The 20187-nt window shown below is 70.3% G+C and carries 14 protein-coding genes and 1 pseudogene; 10 read left to right on the plus strand and 5 right to left on the minus strand.

The genetic code is table 11. The features are described 5' to 3' along the window. Positions 1–9 precede the first annotated feature (9 nt). From exaC to ABIE38_RS08810, 3 genes are all read left to right on the plus strand, one after another. Entirely contained in the window at positions 10–1533 is a 1524-nt protein-coding gene (gene exaC, locus ABIE38_RS08800) for an acetaldehyde dehydrogenase ExaC (RefSeq protein WP_354055450.1), read from the plus strand. A 74-nt stretch (positions 1534–1607) separates the two neighbouring features. Continuing rightward, complete coding sequence (locus ABIE38_RS08805) at positions 1608–2051, plus strand: DUF779 domain-containing protein (RefSeq protein WP_502914753.1); 444 nt, start codon at positions 1608–1610, stop codon at positions 2049–2051. 77 nt (positions 2052–2128) lie between these two features. Then, positions 2129–2758 carry an HD domain-containing protein gene (locus ABIE38_RS08810; protein WP_354055453.1) on the plus strand — a complete coding sequence of 210 codons (630 nt, stop codon included), beginning with the start codon at positions 2129–2131 and terminating at the stop codon, positions 2756–2758. A 142-nt stretch (positions 2759–2900) separates the two neighbouring features. Here the strand turns inward: ABIE38_RS08810 and ABIE38_RS08815 are convergent, their stop codons facing one another. Beyond that, entirely contained in the window at positions 2901–4466 is a 1566-nt protein-coding gene (locus ABIE38_RS08815; RefSeq protein WP_354055455.1) for a glutamate synthase-related protein, read from the minus strand. 165 nt (positions 4467–4631) lie between these two features. Here ABIE38_RS08815 and ABIE38_RS18105 point away from each other — a divergent pair. Then, a pseudogene (locus ABIE38_RS18105) lies at positions 4632–4904 on the plus strand (acyl-ACP thioesterase domain-containing protein); the annotation flags it as partial. Positions 4905–5119: 215 nt separating this feature from the next. After that, entirely contained in the window at positions 5120–5452 is a 333-nt protein-coding gene (locus ABIE38_RS18110) for a hypothetical protein (protein ID WP_502914746.1), read from the plus strand. Positions 5453–5476: 24 nt separating this feature from the next. Here ABIE38_RS18110 and ABIE38_RS08825 read toward each other — a convergent pair whose 3' ends face one another. After that, positions 5477–6598 carry a glycerate kinase gene (locus ABIE38_RS08825; RefSeq protein WP_354055456.1) on the minus strand — a complete coding sequence of 374 codons (1122 nt, stop codon included), beginning with the start codon at positions 6596–6598 and terminating at the stop codon, positions 5477–5479. A gap of 115 nt (positions 6599–6713) precedes the next feature. Next, a complete protein-coding gene (locus tag ABIE38_RS08830) occupies positions 6714–7304 on the minus strand; it encodes a hypothetical protein (protein ID WP_354055458.1) in 591 nt (196 codons plus the stop codon). 227 nt (positions 7305–7531) lie between these two features. Between ABIE38_RS08830 and ABIE38_RS08835 the strand changes: the two genes are divergently transcribed. Beyond that, positions 7532–9055 (plus strand): bifunctional aminoglycoside phosphotransferase/ATP-binding protein, encoded by a 1524-nt coding sequence (locus ABIE38_RS08835; protein WP_354055460.1) that lies wholly within the window; start codon positions 7532–7534, stop codon positions 9053–9055. A gap of 12 nt (positions 9056–9067) precedes the next feature. Here ABIE38_RS08835 and ABIE38_RS08840 read toward each other — a convergent pair whose 3' ends face one another. Further along, the gene (locus ABIE38_RS08840) at positions 9068–10249 is read right to left on the minus strand and encodes a DUF4185 domain-containing protein (protein WP_354055462.1); all 1182 of its coding nucleotides are present in this window, start codon (positions 10247–10249) and stop codon (positions 9068–9070) included. Between the two features lie 109 nt (positions 10250–10358). Here ABIE38_RS08840 and ABIE38_RS08845 point away from each other — a divergent pair, with 109 nt between their 5' ends. Beyond that, entirely contained in the window at positions 10359–10874 is a 516-nt protein-coding gene (locus ABIE38_RS08845; protein ID WP_354055463.1) for a thioredoxin domain-containing protein, read from the plus strand. A 96-nt stretch (positions 10875–10970) separates the two neighbouring features. Here the strand turns inward: ABIE38_RS08845 and ABIE38_RS08850 are convergent, their stop codons facing one another. Then, on the minus strand, positions 10971–12287 hold the full coding sequence (locus ABIE38_RS08850; protein ID WP_502914754.1) for a DUF4921 family protein: 1317 nt from the start codon (positions 12285–12287) through the stop codon (positions 10971–10973). A 207-nt stretch (positions 12288–12494) separates the two neighbouring features. On the opposite strand from ABIE38_RS08850, the gene ABIE38_RS08855 reads away from it, so the two are divergent. The 3 genes from ABIE38_RS08855 to ABIE38_RS08865 all read left to right on the plus strand — a co-directional run bounded on the left by ABIE38_RS08855 (position 12495) and on the right by ABIE38_RS08865 (position 20116). After that, positions 12495–13787 carry a hypothetical protein gene (locus ABIE38_RS08855; RefSeq protein ID WP_354055467.1) on the plus strand — a complete coding sequence of 431 codons (1293 nt, stop codon included), beginning with the start codon at positions 12495–12497 and terminating at the stop codon, positions 13785–13787. Positions 13788–14049: 262 nt separating this feature from the next. Continuing rightward, positions 14050–18651: a glutamate synthase large subunit gene (gene gltB / locus ABIE38_RS08860; protein ID WP_354055468.1), complete on the plus strand. Its 4602-nt coding sequence runs from the start codon at positions 14050–14052 to the stop codon at positions 18649–18651. After that, positions 18644–20116, plus strand: a complete 1473-nt coding sequence (locus ABIE38_RS08865; RefSeq protein WP_354055470.1) for a glutamate synthase subunit beta — start codon at positions 18644–18646, stop codon at positions 20114–20116. Before gltB ends, ABIE38_RS08865 begins: the two co-directional genes overlap by 8 nt. The last annotated feature ends 71 nt before the right edge of the window (positions 20117–20187 follow it).

Genomic DNA, 20187 nt, shown 5'->3' on the forward strand with positions numbered 1-20187 from the left:
AGGGGCACGATGCCCGTTTTCGCACAGCCCGGCGCCGATGGTTCGGTGATGTCCTACGAGAGCCGCTACGAGCACTTCATCGGCGGCGAGTGGGTGGCACCCGTCAAGGGCGAGTACTTCGAGAACCTCACCCCGATCACCGGCCAGGTCTTCTGCGAGGTCGGCCGCGGCACCTCCGAGGACATCGAGGCGGCCCTGGACGCCGCGTGGGCCGCGGCCCCCGGCTGGAACGCCACCTCCGCCGCCGAGCGGTCGCTGGTCCTGCTCCGGATCGCCGACCGGATGGAGGAGAACCTCGAGGCCATCGCGCTGGCCGAGTCGTGGGACAACGGCAAGCCGATCCGTGAGTGCCTGGCCGCCGACATCCCGCTGGCGATCGATCACTTCCGCTACTTCGCCGGATGCATCCGCGCCCAGGAGGGCGGGATCTCGCAGATCGACGAGGACACCGTGGCGTACCACTTCCACGAGCCGCTCGGCGTGGTCGGCCAGATCATCCCGTGGAACTTCCCGGTCCTCATGGCGGTGTGGAAGCTCGCCCCGGCCCTGGCCGCGGGCAACTGCGTGGTGCTCAAGCCCGCCGAGCAGACCCCGGCGTCGATCCTGTTCCTCATGTCCGTGATCGGCGACCTGCTCCCGCCGGGCGTCGTGAACGTGGTCAACGGATTCGGCACCGAGGCCGGCAAGCCGCTGGCCTCCAACCCCCGGATCCGCAAGGTCGCCTTCACCGGTGAGACCACCACCGGGCGCCTGATCATGCAGTACGCGTCGGAGAACCTCATCCCGGTGACCCTCGAGCTGGGCGGCAAGAGCCCCAACATCTTCTTCGAGGACGTCATGGACGCCGACGACGACTTCCGGCAGGCCGCGCTGGAGGGCTTCGCGATGTTCGGCCTCAACCAGGGCGAGGTGTGCACGTGCCCCTCGCGCGCGCTCGTGCAGAGGTCGGTCTTCGACGAGTTCAGCGAGCTCGCGATCGAGCGGACCAACAAGATCACGCAGGGCAATCCGCTCGACACCGACACGATGCTCGGTGCGCAGGCGTCCAACGACCAGTTGGAGAAGATCCTGTCCTACATCGACATCGGCAAGCAGGAGGGCGCGGACGTCCTCACCGGCGGCGGGCGGGCGGAGCTCGAGGGCGACCTCGCGGGCGGCTTCTACGTGCAGCCGACCGTGTTCCGCGGCCACAACAAGATGCGGCTGTTCCAGGAGGAGATCTTCGGGCCGGTGCTCTCCCTGAGCTCCTTCACCGACTTCGACGACGCCATGATGATCGCCAACGACACGCTCTACGGCCTGGGCGCCGGCGTGTGGTCGCGCAACGGCACCACCGCCTACCGGGCGGGGCGCACCATCCAGGCCGGCCGGGTGTGGACCAACACCTACCACCAGTACCCGGCTCACGCGGCGTTCGGCGGTTACAAGCAGTCCGGCATCGGGCGCGAGAACCACCGCATGATGCTCGACCACTACCAGCAGACCAAGTGCCTGCTGGTGAGCTACTCGGGCAAGCCGCAGGGCTTCTTCTGAGCCGCGACGGATCAGTGGAGGAAGGACCGGCCATGGACGACGTCTGCGGACTCCCCTCCGGCGGGAGCGTGCCCATCGCGGCGCGGGCCCTCCCGCCGGAGGGGGCGCCGCCCGGTCTCCCGCCGCGCGTCGTGGTCACCGAGCCGGCCGCCGAACTCATCCGTGAGCTCGTCGGCCGGCACGGCCCGGTGATGTTCCACCAGTCGGGCGGGTGCTGCGACGGGTCGGCACCCATGTGTTACCCCGACGGTGAGTTCCGGGTGGGACAGCGCGACGTGCTCGTCGGGGAGGTCGACCTCGGCGCGACACAGGTGCGCGTGTGGATCTCCGGCACACAGTTCGAGACCTGGAAGCACACGCAGTTGGTGTTGGACGCCATCCCGGGCCGGGGCTCGGGGTTCAGTCTCGAGAACCCGACCGGCAAGCGGTTCCTGTCGCGCGCCCGGATGTTCGACGCGGCCGAGCAGGAGGCGTTGGCGGCGTTCCCGCCGCGCACGGGTGCGGACCTGGAGGAGTAGGCGCGGCGGGGGCCGGTCGTGGTGCCGCAGTTGGTGATTCGCGCAGATGAGACGGGGTCCGGCGGTAGCATCGGGACATGGATACCGACCGTCCGGCAGCCGTTGATCCCCTCGACGCCGAGGTCGAGTTCCTCACACCCGGGCTGCGCTCGGATCTGCTCGAGCGGTGGAATGAACCGCGGCGCCGCTACCACAACGAGACGCACCTGCGCGCGGTGCTGCGTGCGGTCGACGCTCTGGAGTCGGACGGCGAGGCGTTCGACGGGACCGCCGTCCGGCTGGCCGCGTGGTTCCACACCGCGGTGTTCGACCCCACGGAGTCGGAGAACAACGACAAGTCGGCGGCGTTCACCGAGAAGGCGCTCGACCCGGCCGCCCCCGTCGACGAGGTGGCGCGCCTCGTGCGGCTCATGGGCGGGCACCGGGTCGAGGCCGGGGACCTCAACGGCGCGGTGCTCTCCGATGCCGATCTCGCGGTACTGGGGGCCGACCCGGAGACGTACGACACCTACACGCAGGACGTCCGCCACGAGTTCGCGCACGTGCCGGGCGAGCGGTTCGTGGCCGGGCGGATCGCCTCCCTGGAGGCGCTGCTCGAGCGGAGATCGGTCTTCCTGACGCGGGCCGGCCGCGACGCCTGGGAGAAGCAGGCGCACGCCAACCTCAACCGCGAACTCGGCCTGCTCAGGGCCGGCGCGTCGGCGTAGTCGCCGGGCCGCGCCCGCAGCCGTCGGCGTAGTCGCCGGGCCCCCGCCCGCAGCCGTCGGGAAGAGCGTTCCGCACACATCGGCCGAGTAGATTTGCGCGGAACGCTCTTTTCGATGGCGGGCAGGGGCGGGGAAGGGTGGGTCAGAGCCCGGGGGGCGTATAGGCGGCGGTGTGCTCGGCGGCGCCGCTCGCGGTCATGAGGTCGGTGACCCGGCGGATGTCGGCGGGGCCGGGCAGTCCCCACCCCGGGCGGTATCCGTAGACCTCCGCGAGCGTCGTCGAGTCCCGGGTGCCGTTGGCCAGCTCCACGTCCTCGGGGCCGATCAGTGACGGATGGGGCACGCCGACAGCACCGGAGATCTTGACGAGGTCGCGCCGCAGCGACCGGATGTAGGCCGCGCACCGCACGGCCTTGTTCGTGGGGTCGACTCCGCGGACCAGCCACGGGTTCTGCGTGGCCACCCCGGTGGGGCAGCGGTCGGTGTGGCACTTCTGGGCCTGGATGCAGCCGATGGAGAGCATGGCCTCGCGGCCGACGGCGATCATGTCCACACCGAGCGCGAACGCGACCGCCGCGTTCTCGGGGATGCCCAGCTTGCCCGAGCCCACGAACACCACGTCGTCGGTGAGTCCGGCCTCGGCGAAGACCCGGTAGACGCGGGAGAAGCCCAACCGGAACGGCAGCGCCACCGCGTCGGTGAAGACGAGTGGAGCGGCGCCGGTGCCACCCTCGCCACCGTCGATGGTGATGAAGTCGACGCCGCGCTCCCGCGAGACCATCGCGGAGGCCAGCTGTTCCCAGAAGTCCAGCTCGCCGACGGCGGATTTGATGCCCACCGGCAGGCCGGTGCGCTCGGCGATCTCCTCCACCAGGTCGAGCATGGAGTCCACGTCGTGGAAGGCGGTGTGCCGGGAGGGGCTCGCACACTCGCGGTCGGTGGGGATGCCGCGGATCCGCCCGATCTCCGCCGTGACCTTGGCCGCGGGCAGCAGACCGCCCAGTCCGGGTTTGGCGCCCTGGCTGAGCTTGATCTCGATCGCCCTGATCGGGTGCTTCTCGGTGAGGGCGACGAGCGCGCCGACGTCGAGTCGGCCTTCGGCGTCGCGGACCCCGAAATAGGCGGTGCCGATCTGGAAGACCAGGTCGCCGCCCTTCTGGTGGTACGGGCTCAGCCCACCCTCGCCCGTGTTGTGCAGAGCGCCCGCGAGAGCGGCGCCGCGGTTGAGGGCCTCGACAGCGGGTGCTGACAGCGCGCCGTAGCTCATCCCGGAGATCGACACCAGGGACTCGGGGCGGAACGCGCGGGCCCGTCCGCGGGCCACGCCGAGGACCTTGGCCGGTGGGAGTTGCAGTTGCTCGGCGGAGTGCGCGTGGGCGGACACCGTCACCCCGGCGAACGTGCGCGGTTTGACGATCGGGTAACCCGCGAGGAACTCGACGTTGTTGTCCGTGCCGAACCCGAACGTGGTGGCCCGTCCCTCCGCCGACTCGTGGATCCAGGCACGTTGATCCCGGGTGAACGGCCGCTCCTCGTTGTTGCCCGCCACGATGTACTGGCGCAGTTCGGGACCGATGGAGCTCAGGGCCATCCGCGCGTGCCCGAGGACGGGGAAGTTCCGCAGGATCGGGTACCTGGTCTGTCGCAGGTCCGAGGCCGCGACGGCGGCCAGGGCGGCGACGGGGGCGCCGAGGAGCCACTTGCGCATGTCGACCTCCGGGGTCTGTCGGTGTCCCCATCATGGACCACCCGCCGCCTGGCGTGCCCGGGACCGCGGCGCAGTGGGAGTACGTCTACAGTGGCCGAGCCGTCGCGGGACGCAGGAAGGGCGCGACGCGCCCACCCGGACCGGACACGCGAGAGGACCACACCCATGAACGACCCAGTACAGGATGACGGCCTTCAGCCGCTTCCCCCTCCGCCCTCGGCCGAATCGGGCTACTCCACCTCCCGTACGGTGCGCACGGGCGAGGTCGATCCCCTGCGCCGGCTGAGGTTGGACAGCATCGCCCGGTACCTCCAGGATGTCGCGGGCGACGATCTCGAGGCCACCGGTCACGCGCGGACCGACCCGTACTGGATCGTCCGGCGGACCGTGATCGACGTGATCGAGCCGATCTCCTGGCCGGCCACCGTTCACCTCCAGCGCTGGTGCTCCGGACTGTCCACGCGGTGGGCGAACATGCGGGTGCGCCTGACGGCGGAGCACCGGGCCGGCCCGGACGACGACGGGCCGCGACCCGGCGGACTGGTGGAGACCGAGGCGTTCTGGATCAACGTCAACTCCCACGGCGTGCCCGCCCGCATCAGTGACGAGGGCTTCGCCACCCTCTCGGCGACCACGGAGACCCACCGCCTGCGGTGGGCCGCCATGACCACGCCCCCGCCCGCCGGATCCCCGGGCCGGCTCTGCCGGAGGACCGACCCCACATCCTCCGCAGCACGGATTTCGACCTTCTCCAACATGTCAACAACGCCGCCTACCTCGACGCCGTCGAGGACGAACTCATGGATCACCCGGACCTGCTGGGGCAGCGCCACCGCGTCGTGATCGAGTACTCGCACCCCGTGGTCCCGGGTTCGACGATGACGATCCGGCGTCGGCGGTCCGGACACCGGTTGCAGATGTGGATGACGGTGGACGACCGCGTCGCGGCCACGGTGACCGTCACGGGTCAGCCGGACACCCGGTAGGAGCGCTAGGCGAGCGGACCATCGTCAGGGCAGGATGCGCGAGACGACCTCCGCGGCGACGTCCTCCAACAGCGCGCCCGCGTTGGCCATCGACCTGGCGAGGTCCGGCTCCCGCTCGGTGAGAGCGGCCGCGGCCGCGAACCCGGCCTCCGCCACGCGGTCGGCCCCCAGGTCCAGACGTCCGCACACGGCCACCACGGGCACTGCGTGTGAGCGACACAGTGCCGCCACTCCCATGGGGGTCTTGCCGTGCATGGTCTGGTCGTCGAGCCGGCCCTCACCGGTCACCACCAGGTCGGCGGCGGACACCACGTCCTCGAGGCCGGTGAGGGTGCCCAGGACCTCGAATCCCGGATCCAGGGACGCGTCGAGCAGTTCGCGGGCCGCGAAGCCCACGCCCCCTGCCGCCCCGGAGCCCGGTGCATCGGGATCCACCTGGAGTCCCTGGCCGCGCAATACCTCGACCAAGCGGGCCAGTCCCGCCTCGAGGGCCTCGATCTGATCGGCGGAGGCCCCCTTCTGCGGGCCGTATACGCGTGCCGCTCCCAGCGGCCCGAGCAGGGGGTTGTCGACGTCGCAGGCGACGAGGATGCGTGAGGCGCGGACCGCGGGGTCGATCCCGTCCAGGTCGACGCGGTCGAGGTTGACCAGCGCGCCGCCACCGTCGGGGAGTTCTGTTCCGGAGGAGTCGAGGAAACGGGCGCCCAACGCGGAGAGCATCCCCGTTCCGCCGTCGGTGGAGGCGCTGCCCCCGATGCCGAGGTGGATGTTGCCGCGACCCGAACGGAGCGCGGCCAGGAGGACCTCGCCCACGCCGCGGCTCGAGGACTCGAGGGGCCGCATCCGGCCCCCGGGGAGTCGGAGCAGCCCGCAGGCGTCCGCCATCTCCACGAAGGCGGTGTCCGGGTCGATGGCGGCGAACGAGGTCTCGACCGCCTCGCCGGTGGGGCCGGAAGCGGTCACGCGGACCTCGCGGGCGCCACCGGCCACCATCACCTCGAGGCTGCCGCCGCCCCCGTCAGCGACCGGCCTGACCACCACATCGGTGTCCGGGTGGGCACGGCGAGCCCCTTCGGCAGCGTGATGGCATGCCTCGATAGCGGTGAGAGAGCCCTTGAAGGCCCCGCATGCCACGACGATCGTCACCCCTGCATCATTCCCCATCGTGTCGGCGGACACACGACGGCCCGGGGTCGTGGCTCCTGTGGAGTCACGACCCCGGGCCGTGGAAGTGCATCCGGGGTGAGGGGATGCGGGCGTGTCAGCCCAGCGAACCGGCGAACAGGCCCGCGTCGACGCCGACCTCCGCCCCGGCCTCGGCGCCGGAGCTCAGCCCGGCGAGCGAGCCGCTCAGCGAGCCGGTGTCGGTGCCCTCGTCGGCGGAGCCGGAGACGGAGCCGGTGTCGGTGCCCTCGTCGGCGGAGCCGGAGACGGAGCCGGTGTCGGTGTCCCCGCCGAGCGAGCCGGTGTCCAGCGAGCCGGTGCCGGCATCGGTCGCCCCGGCCGAGCCGCTGTCGAGGATGTCGCTGCCGGTGTTCGGCGAGACGCCGAGGCTACCGAGCTCGACCGAGCCCGGGTTGGACGCCTCGGCGCCGAGGTTCAGGTTGAAGGCGAGGCTGCCCAGGTCGACGGCGAGGTCGGTGCCGAGGTCGAGGTCGGCCAGGCTGCCGTCCTCGCCCGCGATCTCCGTGAGGCTGCCCGTGTCACCCGCGAGGCCCTCGAGGCTGCCGCTGGGGGCCTCCTGGGCGGCGGCGAGGCCGGGGAACGCGATGGCGGCACCGATGCCGAACGCGCCGACGGCGGCAATCTTGGCGGAGGTGCGGTTGGTGGTCTTCCGGTGGGTGTTCGTCATGTTCTGAACAGCTCCCATCTTCATTGACCCCGATGTCTCTCATCGCGGACACCTCGATCGGAGCGAGGTGCGTCGGCGACCCTACAAGCGAACTCCGGCGCTGTCAGGGGGGCGAAAAGCTTAGTGTTCCTTGAGGTAACACTCCGGTCACCGGACGCGAGGGGGGCGTATCCGGCCGACTCCGCGGGACGGCCGCGAACACTGTCGTGCCTGCCTAGGCTGGGGTTATGGACACCCCCGCGGATGCCGACCCGGTGACGGACGGAGGGCCGGCCGTCGTCGAGACGCACAGCGCTCTCATCGTGCTTTATGGTGACGAGGCTCACAAAGTGCGCAAGCACATCGATCTGGGGTTCCTCGACAACTCGACGGTCGGGGCCCGCGCCGAACAGAGCCGGCGGGAGGTCGAGCTCAACAGTCGCCTGGCGCCGGACGTGTACGACGGTGTCCTCGAGGTGCGTGGTCCCGACGGCGAGGTGATCGACCACGTGGTCCGGATGCGCCGACTCCCCGCCGGACGGAGCCTGGACTCGCTGGTGCGGTCGCGGGCCTCGGGGACCGGCCGCCCCGACGATCCCGACCTCCTGGCGGGCGTGCGGGAGGTGGCCCGGCAGCTCGATCACCTCCACGCCGCGAGTCCCCGCTCGAAGGAGATCGACGCGGTGGGCACCGCGGACGCCGTGGCCGGGTTGTGGCGGGAGTCGATCGGACACCTGCGGCGTCTCAGCGTGGGCGAGGACGCACCGGAGATCGTCGACGACGTGGAATGGCTCGCGGGGGAGTACCTCCGCGGGAGGGAGCGACTCCTGCGGGCACGCGTCGATGCGGGCCGGGTGGTCGACGGCCACGGGGACCTGCTCGCGGCCGACATCTACCTGGAGGACGACGGACCCCGGGTCATCGACTGCCTCGAGTTCGACGACCGGCTCAGGTTCGGGGACGCCATGCTCGACGCCGGGTTCCTGGCCATGGATCTCGACAGGGTGGGGGCGCGGGACCTCGCCGAGGCCTTCCTCGGGGCGTATCGGAGCTTCTCGGGGGATGACGCACCGTCGTCTCTCGTGCACCACTACATCGGGTACCGCGCGCTGGTCCGGTCCAAGGTCACCGCGATCCGCGCCGAGCAGTCCGGGAGCGGTGGGGCGGACGCGCGGCACGCCCTGGAGCTGGCGGACCGGGCCGTCGACGCCCTCCTGCGCGCCCGCGTCCGGTTGGTCCTGGTGGGAGGGGTGTCGGGGTCGGGCAAGTCGACGCTGGCCGCGCCGCTGGCCGAGTCACTGGGGGCCGAGTTGCTCCGCTCCGATGTGCTCCGCTCCGATGTGCTCCTCTCCGACGCCAGCGCGGGCCCGGTCGGACGGTACTCGGAGGAGGCGGTCTCCGCCGTCTATGCCCGGATGCTGGACCGGGCCGGGGAACTGCTCGCGCTCGGGCGCAGTGTGGTCCTGGACGCCACCTGGCTGGTCCCTCGCCGCCGCGCCGAGGCCGAGACCGTTGCCGCCGACGCCCACGCCGAGCTCGTGGAGGTCTCGTGCACGGCTCCCCACGGGGAACTGGTCCGGCGGATCGAGGCGCGGGGTCGCACCGGCGCGGACCCGTCGGAGGCGACCGTGGAGGTCCTCGGGAGTCAACTCGCGGATCTGGCGCCCTGGCCCGACGCGATCGAGGTGGACACCACAGAACTGGATCCCCGCTCCGCCGACGCCGTGCGGGGCTGGGCGGAACGGAACCTCGGGCCACTGCCCTGGGCCTGAGCGAACGGAGACCTACGCGCCCCCGGCGGGTCGGTCCCGGGCCCGTGTCCCCGGCGGGCGCGGGATGGAACCCACGAACTGCATGGAGCGGTACGGCCATCCGGCGGGGCCCGCGGCCGAGTCGTGGGTGTTCCACTGGCTCACGACGACGTGCCACTCCTCGGGGGTGGACCCCGGTACCGGGCAGCCGCAGTAGAGCTGGGCGACGCGTGCCGGGCCCGCGGCCGGATCGGAACCGTCGGACTCGTCGCCCCAGGCGCAGCCGTGCAGGAGAGTGGTGTGGGTGGTCACCGACCTGTCCAGCAGGTCGGCGCCGATGTGCGGGAAGGTGAGGCAGTCGATCCGATAGTGCTCGGCGTCGAAGTAGGTGAGGGTCCAGAAGTCCTCGCACCGCCGCAGGTACATCTCGCCGATGCGGCCCGGCAGCACGATGGTCGTGGGGTTGCCCCAGTCCCAGGCGCCCTCGCGGTAACCCCACGTCTGCCACCCGTTGACGCCCGGGTCCGCCAGGTGCTCCTCGCGGACCCGCATGAGGATGACCCCCTTGTCCCGCTGGAACCCGGTCGACATGACGTCGACGAATCCGTCCCCGCCGGTCTCCCACGTCCACAGCTGGCGGTGACCGCCCTCGAGCCGGGGGGAGAACGTGACACCGGTCGGCTCCCAGGTGCTCCCGTCGTCGACCGAGCGGTGGATCTCCGTCCGGGTGACCGTCCCCAGCCCCTCGTTGACCATGACGTGGAGATACATCGTGTCGCCGAGAGTCAGGACGTCGCCGGGGAGAACGGTGGAACAGCCCCGGCCGTGGACGTAGTCGATGAGTTGCCCCGCGTAGTCCGGGGGGCCGGGACCGGCCGCACCGGTCCACACCAGGCCCCCGCCCGGGTCGGCGTCGTCGGCGAACAGGCCGACGGGGGACCGCCAGTCGGGGTTGCCCGGCCCCGGCCGCTCGTCGGTGGTGGGGGAGCACTCGGCGATCCCTGGGTGGGGACGCCCCACATGGGGGGCGCCCATCCCCGCACCCGCGAAGGTGTCGCCGAACACGGCCAGCAGGCGTCCGGAGGGCGTCCTGGCGGTGATTCCCAGATCGGTCCCCTCCATGCCGAACGCGGTGGTGATCCCTGGTCCCGTGAGGTCGCGGATCTTCCGGGTGCTGGTCGGCGGGGCCGGGGTCGGCGGGCGCGAGTCCGTCATCGCTCCGACGCTACCGCCACGGACGACAGGCGGAGAGCTGATCGTGGACGCATCACAATTCGGTCAATGCATGGGCGGACCGGGATCCCGGACGCGTATGGTCGTCCGCGTGACACACCCCTTCGCCCGGGCGGGGCGCGAGATCGTCCCCGGCCACTGGTTCGGCCCTGCGGCCGTCGTGGCCGTGGGGTGCGCGCTCGCCTGGACCCTCGTGGGGTTCGGTCATGGCGCGGCACCGGCGCTGCTGGTGTTGGCGGTGACCGCGGTGGTGGCCCTGTGGAACTCGCCGCTCAGGGTCACCGGTCACGAGCCCCTGCAGTCGGTACGCAGCTCCTGCGTGGAGCACGCCGTGGTGGTGCTGTGGCGTCCCGGGTGCCCGTACTCCTCCGCGCTGCGGCGGCGGGCCGCCCGTGAGGGGCTCGAGGTGCACTGGGTCAACATCTGGCGGGACGAGGACGCCTACGAGCTCTGCCGCCGCATCAACATGGGCTCGGAGGAGACCCCCACGGCTATGCTGCTCGATCCGTCGCTCTCCGGGCCCGTCGTGATCCCCGCCTCCGTACCGGGCATCCGTGAGGCCACCGCCGCCAGACTCCCCCGGGGTCGGGCGCGACGCGCGATCTAGGCTGGGCGCCCCCGGTGCTCGCCTGACCACCTTGTCGTCACCACCTCGTCGTCACCACCTCGTCGTCGTCGATCCGGTCCCGTTCCCCGCCCGGCCTCACCGGTAGCGCAGCGACCCCCGCAGGTCCCCGCACTCCGGCCCGAGCGCGATGTCGGCGATGCGACCCGAGTCACGCAGTTCGACCAACCGCGGCGCGACCCGATCGCGCAGGGCCCACGGGTCGATCGTGTTGACGTAGATCCCGGTCGCCCCCTCGAACCCGGCGGGGGTCGAGATCCGCCACTTGAGCACGATGCGCCACGGCATCGCCGCGACGACCCCCGGCGGCCGGGTGTGCCATTCCTCGTTGGTGGGCACGAGTGGGCCCGTTGCCGCGTGGCAGGCGTGCAGAAGATCGGCGACCCCGCGGAGCTCGTCCGGGGAGTGCTCCCAGGGCTCGCTCGCGGCGGAGCGCGAATAGATGACGAGGGCGGGATAGCGGTGCCCCACCCCGACCACGGCCACCGCGTGCTCGTTGGCCGCCAGTACCAGCCCCTCCGAGGCCGCGTGGTCGACCCCGAAGGTGTTGTAGAGGTCCGGCTCCGAGGCGAGGGCGGCCACCTCGCGACCGGTCTTCGCCGGGACCTCGTCGATCGCCACGAGCTGCTTGTGCAGGTGTGCGAACGACGCGCCCGCGGGCTGCAGCCAGTTCTGGAACACCGACACGTAGCGGGCATGGGGGTTGTCGCTGTACAGGTTCCGCATGGCGCGGACGGTGAAGGCGATGAACTGCCGGTGCTCGTCCGGGTCGAGGCAACCGGAGGAGGCGTGGCGGTCCGTGGTGGTGGCGCCCTCGGTGAGGTGGCGGCGGGCCACCACGACGTCGTGGCAGCCGCCGAAGAAGCTCTCGGAGTGGGCGGCCAGCTCCGCGGGCGTCATGGCCTCGACGTCCGCCGGATCCCCCTGCGCGGCGGCGATCCTGGTGCGGACCAGAGCGCGGACGTGGTCGGCGCCCTCCTCGGTTCCGAGATAGGCGGTCTGGTGCGCGGCGGCCCGGGACGTGATCCGGTACCCGTGGACCGTTCTCCAGTAATCCAGCGAGACGATCTCGAAGAGGTTGCCGAAGAGCCGGAACTCGGGCGTCGTGAGGTCGAGCTCGTGCGCGGCCACCCGGTCGAGCGTCTTCCACGAGTCGCCGGCGCGCACCAGCCGTGATTTCTCCGGAGTGGTCTCGCGCAGGCGGGACACGCAGAACGCGCAGTGCGCCTCCGGTTCGGCCGGGTCCACCGGGCGGACCTCGCCGGGGGAGTGGTCGACCGGGCGGTGGCTGCGGCCCGGGACCGTCCAGACCTCGGTTCCGGTGAAGGGGTTGATCTGCTTGACCGTCCCGTCCGCCATCCGGCGGAGCGGCCGGCTTCGGAGCGGCCCGTTCAGGGGCGACGGGGCGTCTGGAGCGGTGGTCACCCGGCGAGCCTAGGTGGCCATGGCGAACATGCGACGACGTCGACGAGAGAAAACAGCCACACCGGTGGATCTGTGATGGAAGTAACACTATCCTGAGATTTCACGATGTGCATACCAGGCAGGGGGATCGGTGCTAGCGATCCCGTGTGGCGACACCCACCAGATTGAGGACCGAACATGACATCGAAACGAGCACTACACATCCGTGCTGCGGCCGTTGCCGGCGCGGCTCTTCTCACCGCGGCCGGCGCTCCGGCGGTCGCCCACGCCCAGGACGGTTCTCTCGAGGCCGGGCTCGGGTTGAATCTCGAACTGCTGCTCGGCTCCGCGGGCTCCGGAGAGGGCGGGTCAGCGGACGGCTCATTGGATCCCGGGTCCCTGAATCCCGGTTCGTTGGAGCCCGGATCATTGGAGCCCGGTTCGCTGGATCCCGGTTCACTGGACGAGGGTTCGGCGGAGGGTTCGCTGAATCCCGGTTCGCTCGCCCCGCTGTCGGCGGGGTCGGATGCCGGGTCCGACGAGGGCTCGCTGGAGGGCTCCCTCGAGCCCGGTTCACTGGACGAGGGTTCGTTGGAGGGCTCGCTCGAGCCCGGTTCACTCGAGCCCGGTTCGCTGGAGCCGCTGTCCGCGGGTTCCGGGGAGGGCGGCTCGCTCGCCGCGCTCACCCTGCTGTTGGAGGTCGGCTCGGCGGGGTCCGAGGCGGGTGAGGGCTCGCTCGAGCCCGGTTCGCTCGCGCCGCTGTCCGCGGGCTCGGACGCCGGGTCGGATGAGGGCTCCCTGGAGGGCTCGCTGGAGCCCGGTTCGCTGGAGGAGGGTTCGTTGGAGGGCTCGCTGGAGCCCGGGTCGTTGGAGCCGCTGTCCGCGGGCTCGGACGCCGGGTCGGATGAGGGCTCCCTCGAGGGCTCACTGGCCCTTCCCCTCGCGTCGGTCGCCGGGTCGCTCGCTCCGCTTTCAGCGGGGTCCGAGGCCGGGTCGTTGGACGGCTCCCTGGAGGGTTCGCTGGAGCCCGGTTCCCTCGACGAGGGGTCGTTGGAGGGGTCGCTCCCGATGGGCTCCCTGGAGCCGGGTTCGGTGGAGGGCTCCCTCGCACCGATCGGTTCCCTGACGGCGTCACTCGCCCCGCTGGGCTCGACGGTCGGTTCAGCGGTCGGTTCGCTGCCCATCCTGCTCCCGGTGGTCCTCATCGGCGGTTCGATCGCCGCCGCCCCGATGATCGGGCAGTCCGTCATGGATCTCGGACTGGCCCTGCCGCCGCTGCCCGGGATGATGCCGCCCGCGCCGGTGGCTGTCCCCGAGGCTCCGCCTGCTCCGGGTCCGGTCACGCCCAACGGTCGCGGTGGTGAGCCGGGCGCCCAGGGTGGGGTCGCGGTCGCCGCCAACGCGGCCATCGTCACCACGGGTTCGCTCGGCGACTACGAGGTGGGGCTGCCGGACGGCGTCACCCTGCCCCCGTTGCCCTTCATCCGGTGATCTGACACCCCAACCGCCCCGCTCCGAGTGGTCCACTCGGAGCGGGGCGGTTGCCATTTCGGGACCGAGAGGGCCCGTGACCTGAGAGAAATCTCACAGGGTGGAATCCGTGTCCCATGTCAGTCCGCGTCGATTGACGAAACCCAATTGTGCGGCTACCCCCTTTTCCCCATATTATTTGCGGGCCAGAGCACCACGGTGATCTGAGTGCGGGTGCTCCAGCCACCACGGAGTCCGCCCGTCGACAAACGAAGGCGAGCAGATGATGACGACTCCCGGCCCCAGAGGCCTGTACCGCCCTGAATATGAACACGATTCCTGCGGTGTCGCGTTCGTCGTGGACATGTACGGACGTCAGTCCCGGGACATCGTCGAGAAGGCGATCGCCGCGCTCGTCAACCTCGAGCACCGGGGCGCTGTCGGCGCCGAGCACAACACCGGTGACGGCACGGGCCTGATGATCCAGGTACCGGACCGGTTCTTCCGCGAGGTGATGCGCGAGGAGCAGGACCTGGAACTGCCCGAGGCCGGTGCGTACGCGACCGGCCTCTGTTTTCTCCCCCAGTCACGGATGCTCGCGATGGACGCCAAGCGCCTCGTGGAGAGGATCGCCGCCGAGCAGGGCGTCACGGTCATCGGATGGCGTGAGGTCCCGGTCGACGACTCGACGGTCGGCGCGATCTCCCGCGACGCCCAGCCCACCATCCACCAGATCTTCGTCAAGGCCGCGGGTGCCGACGGTGCCCTGCTCACCGAGCTCGCACTCGAGCGCAAGTGCTTCGTGGTCCGCAAGCGGTGCGAGCACGAGCTCGGATCCAAGGGGCCCGGCAAGGGCGACCTGGGCTCGGAGACCGTGTACTTCCCGTCCCTGAGCCCCCGGACATTCGTCTACAAGGGCATGCTCACGGAGAAGCAGCTCCCCGAGTTCTATCTCGACCTGCAGGACGAGCGCGTCGAGTCCGCCCTGGGCATCGTCCACTCCCGCTTCTCCACCAACACCTTCCCGGCCTGGCCGCTCGCGCATCCGTTCCGCTACGTCGCGCACAACGGTGAGATCAACACCGCCCGCGGTAACGAGAACTGGATGCGCGCCCGTGAGTCGCTCATGTCGAGCGAGCACATCGAGGATCTGTCGGCGGCCCTGCCCATCTGCACACCCGGTGGATCGGACACCGCGCGGTTCGACGAGGCGCTCGAGTTGCTGACCCTGGCCGGGCGGACCCTTCCGCACGCCGTGCTCATGATGGTGCCCGAGGCGTGGGAGCGCCACGAGACCATGGATCCCGCCAAGCGGGCGTTCTACGAGTACCACGCCTCGCTCATGGAGGCCTGGGACGGTCCGGCGTCGATCACCTTCACCGACGGCACCGTGATCGGAGCCGTCCTCGACCGCAACGGCCTGCGCCCCTCCCGGATCTGGGTCACCGACGACGGTCTCGTCGTCATGGCCTCCGAGGTCGGTGTCCTGGACATCCCGCAGGACAAGGTGGTCACCAAGACGCGCCTGCGGCCCGGCCGCATGTTCCTGGTCGACACCGCCGCGGGGCGGATCATCGACGACCAGGAGATCAAGGAGCAGCTCGCCGCCGAACACCCGTATCAGCAATGGCTCGACGAGGGCATGGTCCGTCTCGGTGACCTGCCCCAGGTCAGCCAGGAGATCATGAGCCACGAGCGCGTGGTACTGCGGCAGCGGGTGTTCGGCTACACCGAGGAGGAGCTCCGCATCCTGGTCTCCCCGATGGCCGGCATCGGGGCAGAGGCGACCGGGTCGATGGGCACCGACACCCCGCTTCCCGTGCTGTCCCAGCGGGCCCGGATGCTGTTCGACTACTTCGCCCAGCGGTTCGCGCAGGTCACCAACCCGCCGCTCGACGCCATCCGCGAAGAACTCGTCACCAGCTACGGGGTGACGCTCGGGCCCGAGGGTGACCTCATCAACCCCGGCCCGGACTCCTGTCGGCAGATCAAGCTCGACAACCCGATCCTGGGCAACTCCGAGCTCGCCACGCTGCGGGCGGCGGGGGACTCCCGCCCGGCGCTCCGCGCGGTGACCGTCCGTGGTCTGTACAACGTCGCCCACGGCGGGCGGGGCCTGCGCATCGCGCTGGACCGCATCCGCCGCGAGGTCTCGGACGCGATCGAGGACGGTGCCGCCGTCATCGTGCTCTCGGACCGTGAGTCCGACGAGCGCAACGCCCCCATCCCGTCCCTGCTGTTGACCTCCGCCGTGCATCACCACCTCGTCCGCGAGAAGACCCGCACCCGGGTCAGCCTGGTGGTGGAGTCGGGCGACGCCCGCGAGGTGCACCACATGGCGGTGCTGTTCGGCTACGGCGCCAACGCCATCAACCCCTACATGGCCTTCGAGTCGATCGACGAGCTCGTCAAGACGGGCGATCTCACCGGGATCGACACGGTCGAGGCCTGCGCCAACTACCGCAAGGCGGCCGCCAAGGGCGTGCTCAAGGTGATGTCCAAGATGGGTATCTCCACGCTCGCCTCCTACACGGGCGCCCAGCTGTTCGACATCACCGGGCTGTCGCAGGAACTGTGCGACGAGTACTTCACCGGCTCGGTCAGCCCGATCGACGGGATCGGCCTCGACGAGATCGCCGAGGACGTGGCCAGTCGGCACCGCTTCGCCTTCCTGCCGCGTCCCGAGGAGGCCGCCCACCGCGAGCTCGAGATCGGTGGCGAGTACCAGTGGCGGCGCGAGGGCGAGTACCACCTGTTCAACCCGGACACGGTGTTCAAGCTCCAGCACTCCACGCGCTCCGGCCGATACGAGATCTTCAAGGAGTACTCGCGGCTCGTCGACGACCAGTCGGAGCGTCTGGCCACGCTCCGCGGCCTGTTCGAGCTCAAGAGCACCCGCCCGCCGGTGTCGATCGACGAGGTCGAGCCGGTGTCGGAGATCGTCAAGCGGTTCTCCACCGGCGCGATGAGCTACGGTTCCATCTCCGCGGAGGCGCACGAGACCCTCGCGATCGCGATGAACCGCCTGCACGCCCGGTCCAACTCGGGTGAGGGCGGCGAGTCGATCGCCAGGTTCAGCCCCGACCCCAATGGGGACTGGCGCCGGTCGGCCATCAAGCAGGTCGCCTCCGGACGGTTCGGCGTGACCAGCAACTACCTGGCCAACTGCACCGACATCCAGATCAAGATGGCCCAGGGCGCCAAGCCGGGCGAGGGCGGCCAGCTGCCGCCGGGCAAGGTGTACCCCTGGGTGGCCGAGGTCCGTGGCTCCACGCCGGGCGTCGGGTTGATCTCGCCCCCGCCGCACCACGACATCTACTCGATCGAGGACCTGGCGCAGCTCATCTACGACCTGAAGAACGCCAATCCCGAGGCGCGGATCCACGTCAAGCTCGTCGCCGAGCAGGGCGTGGGGACCGTCGCGACGGGTGTGTCCAAGACGCACGCCGACGTGGTGCTGATCTCGGGCCACGACGGTGGCACGGGCGCCTCGCCGCTGACCTCGCTCAAGCACGCCGGTGGCCCGTGGGAGCTGGGCCTGGCCGAGACCCAGCAGACTCTGCTGGTCAACGGGCTCCGCGACCGCATCGTCGTCCAGGTCGACGGTCAGCTCAAGACGGGGCGCGACGTGATCGTGGCTGCGCTGCTCGGTGGCGAGGAGTTCGGGTTCGCCACCGCGCCGCTCGTCGTGGCCGGCTGCGTCATGATGCGCGTCTGCCACCTCGACACGTGCCCGGTGGGTGTGGCCACCCAGAACCCGGTGCTGCGCGAGCGGTTCAACGGCAAGGCCGAGTACGTGGTGAACTTCATGGAGTTCGTCGCGGAGGAGGTCCGCGAGTACCTCGCCGAGCTGGGCTTCCGATCCCTCGACGAGGCGATCGGGCACTCCGAGTGCCTTGACAAGTCCCGTGCGTTCGCCCACAACAAGCGGGCGGCCAAGCTGGACCTCGAGCCCGTCTTCGCGCAGGCGGACTCCCCCTTCATGCACCAGGACCTTCGCTGCACCAAGCAGCAGGACCACAAGTTGGAGGGCGTGCTCGACCGCACGCTCATCGAGGACTTCCGCTCGGTGGTCGTCGACCCGTCGTCCGGCCCGGGCATCGGTCGGTACCCGATCTGCAACGTCAACCGCTCGGTTGGCACCATGCTCAGCCACGAGATCTCCAAGGCGTACGGGGCCGCCGGCCTGCCGGACGGGTCCATCGACCTGACCTTCACCGGTTCGGCGGGCAACTCGTTCGGGGCGTTCCTCGCCTCCGGCGTGACCCAGCGTGTCTTCGGTGACGCCAACGACTACGTGGGCAAGGGACTGTCGGGTGGTCGGATCGTGGTCCGGCCCGCCCTGGACGCGGCCCCGGACTTCGTGGCGGAGGACAACATCATCGCCGGGAACGTGATCTGTTACGGCGCGACCAGCGGTGAGATCTATCTGCGGGGAATCGTGGGCGAGCGCTTCTGCGTCCGCAACTCCGGCGTCACCGCGGTGGTCGAGGGCGTGGGTGACCACGCGTGCGAGTACATGACGGGTGGCCAGGTCGTGGTGCTCGGGTCGACCGGGCGCAACGTGGCAGCCGGCATGTCGGGCGGTGTCGCGTACTTCTACGACCCGGACGGGCAGTTGCCCGTGAATCTCAACGACGAGCTCGTCGAGATCGAGGAACTGTTGACGGAGGACGTCGAGTTCCTGCACCGGATCGTCGAGCGGCACGCCGCCGAGACCGATTCGGCGAGGGCCCGGGAGATCCTGTCCGGTTGGGCGCAGAACGTGAATCACTTCGCCAAGATCATGCCGCGCGACTACAAGCGCGTGCTGCTCGCCATCGAGCAGGCGGAGAAGGACGGACGCAACGTGGACGAGGCGATCATGGAGGCCGCAAATGGCTGACCCGAAGGGCTTTCTCAAGCACACCGACCGGGAGCTCCCCGAGCGTCGTCCGGTGGATCTGCGGATCATGGACTGGAAGGAGGTCTACGAGTCGACGACCCTCCCGGAGGATCACCTCAAGACCCAGGCCAGTCGCTGCATGGGCTGCGGCATCCCGTTCTGTCACCAGGGTTGCCCGCTCGGCAACATCATCCCGGAGTGGAACGACCTCGTGCACCGCGGGCGGTGGGACGCGGCGGTGGATCGTCTGCACGCCACCAACAACTTCCCCGAGTTCACGGGACGTCTCTGCCCGGCTCCGTGTGAGGGCTCCTGCGTCCTGGGCATCAACCAGCCCGCGGTGACGATCAAGCAGATCGAGGTGGAGATCGCCGAGAAGGCATGGGAGGACGGTCCCATGGATCCGGTGATCCCCTCGTTCCGCACCGGCCAGTCTGTGGCGATCGTGGGTTCCGGTCCCGCCGGGCTGGCTGCCGCGCAGCAGCTCACGCGTGCCGGGCACTCGGTGACGGTCTTCGAGCGCGATGACCGTATCGGTGGTCTGATGCGCTACGGCATCCCCGAGTTCAAGATGGAGAAGGAGATCATCGACCGGCGCCTCGCCCAGATGGAGGCGGAGGGCACGGTGTTCCGTACCGGCGTCAACGTGGGCAAGGACATCACCGCCTCGCAGCTGCGCGGCGAGTTCGATGCGGTCGTCCTCTGTGGCGGCGCGACCATGCGACGGGATCTCCCGGTCCCGGGTCGCGAGCTCGACGGGATCCACCAGGCGATGGACTACCTGCCGCTGGCCAACAAGGCCGCGGTCGGTGATCCGGTGGTGGACTCCGACGGACTGCCCGAGATCCACGCACGGGATAAGCACGTGATCATCATCGGCGGCGGTGACACCGGCGCCGACTGCCTTGGGACGGCCACCCGCCAGGGTGCGAAGTCCGTCAAGAGCTTCGAGATCATGCCCAGGCCGCCGGCCACCCGTGCCGCCTCGACCCCGTGGCCCGTGTACCCGCTGATGTTCCGTACGGCGTCGGCGCACGAGGAGAACGGCGAGCGGGTCTACAGCGTCTCCACCGCCGAGTTCCTCGGCGAGGGCGGCCACGTGACCGCGCTCAAGGGTTCCGAGGTCAAGATGGTCGACGGTCGCTTCGAAGCGGTGCCCGGCACCGACTTCGAGTATCCGGCGGACCTGGTCCTGCTGGCCATGGGGTTCACGGGCGCGCAGAAGTCCGGATTGTGTTCCGACCTGGGCGTGGACTTCAGCGACCGGGGCAACGTGGACCGGGACGACACCTACTCCACCAACGTCGACGGTGTGTTCGTCGCCGGGGACATGGGACGTGGCCAGTCCCTGATCGTGTGGGCTATCGCCGAGGGACGCGCGGCCGCGGCCTCGGTCGACCGCTTCCTGATGGGGGAGACGGCCCTCCCGTCGCCCGTTCGACCCACGGACGTCGCACAGCGCTGACCAGGCGACGCGCGGTCGGGGGAGCACGGCGGGGTATCGTTTCGCCTTAATAGAACCTAAGATGTGAGGCA

The sequence above is a fragment of the Dietzia sp. 2505 genome (assembly GCF_040546785.1).
In the GTDB taxonomy this organism is placed as follows: domain Bacteria; phylum Actinomycetota; class Actinomycetes; order Mycobacteriales; family Mycobacteriaceae; genus Dietzia.